Annotated in this window: 2 protein-coding genes and 1 pseudogene; all 3 read right to left on the bottom strand. The window is 69.6% G+C overall.

From position 1 onward, the window contains the following. A partial coding sequence (locus WBV89_RS04150; RefSeq protein ID WP_423980077.1) for an urease accessory protein UreD occupies positions 1-516 on the bottom strand: 516 nt, incomplete at its 3' end. A 110-nt stretch (positions 517-626) separates the two neighbouring features. Continuing rightward, positions 627-1,310: an urease accessory protein UreG gene (ureG, locus tag WBV89_RS04145; protein ID WP_423980076.1), complete on the bottom strand. Its 684-nt coding sequence runs from the start codon at positions 1,308-1,310 to the stop codon at positions 627-629. Positions 1,311-1,321: 11 nt separating this feature from the next. Beyond that, positions 1,322-1,518 (bottom strand): annotated as a pseudogene (locus WBV89_RS04140) (urease accessory protein UreF); the annotation flags it as partial.

The raw sequence follows: 1,518 nt of genomic DNA, 5'->3' as shown, positions 1-1,518 counted from the left end.
GAGCCAGGCCGCGCGGCAATCACCGTCGACGTGGACGCGTGAGACACCGGGGTCGACACCGACATGGATCGCGGACAGCACGTGGCGGGCGGCGCCGACCGAGACGAGGCTTCCGGCTCCGGCGACGTCGGGTCCGAACGACTCGGCGTGCTGCACGAGAACCGCACCGGCACGCCCGACGCGCAACACCAATCGCAGTCGTCCGGACACCTCGTCGGTGCGACCGAGTGCGACCTCCTCCACGATGCGACAGGTCGCGGACGCGTCGAGTTCGACCGTGGTGGTGATCGTATGGTCGGACCCTCGGACCGACACCGTCGGTTCGCCCCGCCAGTCGAGATGGGCACCCGCGGCCACGGCGCAACGTGTGCGCATCGATGACGGAGAGGCGTCGGGGCCCGGGAGCACGATCGTCGATGCCACGGTGCCGACCGATGCGTGCGCACCGGCGCCGACATCGATGTCGAGTGTCAGTTCATCGCCGCCGAGCGGTGCGGCCGCCGATGCAGCCAACAACACCCGACCGTCGCACCAGCGAACGGAGAACGGCGGGTCGGCCCGCCCGGATCGCAGGAAAGAATGGCCGGTCGCCGCGTCGCGTTCGACGACGACCGAGCCGTGCGCTCTCACCGTCGACGCGCGGCGAGCTGGTCGACGATCCAGTCGGCCACGGACGAAGCGCCGGACGTGTCGACCAATGAGGTGGGCACGACCGGGCGATCGTCGCGTCGCTCGGCGGCGTCGCTCAGCATCCGGTCGACATCGGCACCGACGTAGCGAGCGAGGTCGACCTTGTTGATCACGAGGAGGTCGGCCATCGCCACGCCTGGCCCGCCCTTGCGTGGGACGTCGTCGCCACCCGCGGTGTCGAGCACGAAGATCTGGACGTCGACCAGTCCCCGACTGAAGATCGCGGTGAGGTTGTCTCCACCGGACTCGACGAGGGTCAGATCGACGTCTCCGTGGAGTGCTTCGAGTTGCTCGACGGCGTCGAGGTTCGCGGCGATGTCATCACGGATCGCCGTGTGCGGACAACAACCGGTCTGGACGGCCACGATCCGCTCGCTCGGCAGGGCCGCGGCCTCGCGCAGGGCGTCGGCGTCCTCGGAGGTGAAGATGTCGTTGGTGACGACCACCACCGACCATTCGTCGCGGAGCAGCGCGCACAGCGAGCCCACGAGCGTGGTCTTGCCGGAACCGACCGGGCCGCCGATCCCGACGCGCAATGCGCTCCGGTCGGGGTCCACGCTCTGATGCGCGAACGGATCGTGGGCGTGGGATGGGGAGATGTCATCGGTGTGGGGAGGCATGATCTCTCGTTTCAGGCGACGAACAGGCGGGCATCCCAGCTCCGGTGGTCCTCGGCGAGGATTTCGGTGAGCGATCCACCGGAGGCGGGCAGGTCGCCGGGTGAGCAGGAGGTCCATCGGGCGACACCGGCGTGCGGGTCGGCGAGCCAGCGGTCGGTCTCGGCGGCGACGCGTGCCTGGACGGCAGCGACGGACATCGGATCGAGAC

The organism is Ilumatobacter sp. (assembly GCF_049588435.1).
Lineage (GTDB): Bacteria > Actinomycetota > Acidimicrobiia > Acidimicrobiales > Ilumatobacteraceae > Ilumatobacter_A.
This window is presented reverse-complemented; position numbering and strand designations above follow the sequence as displayed.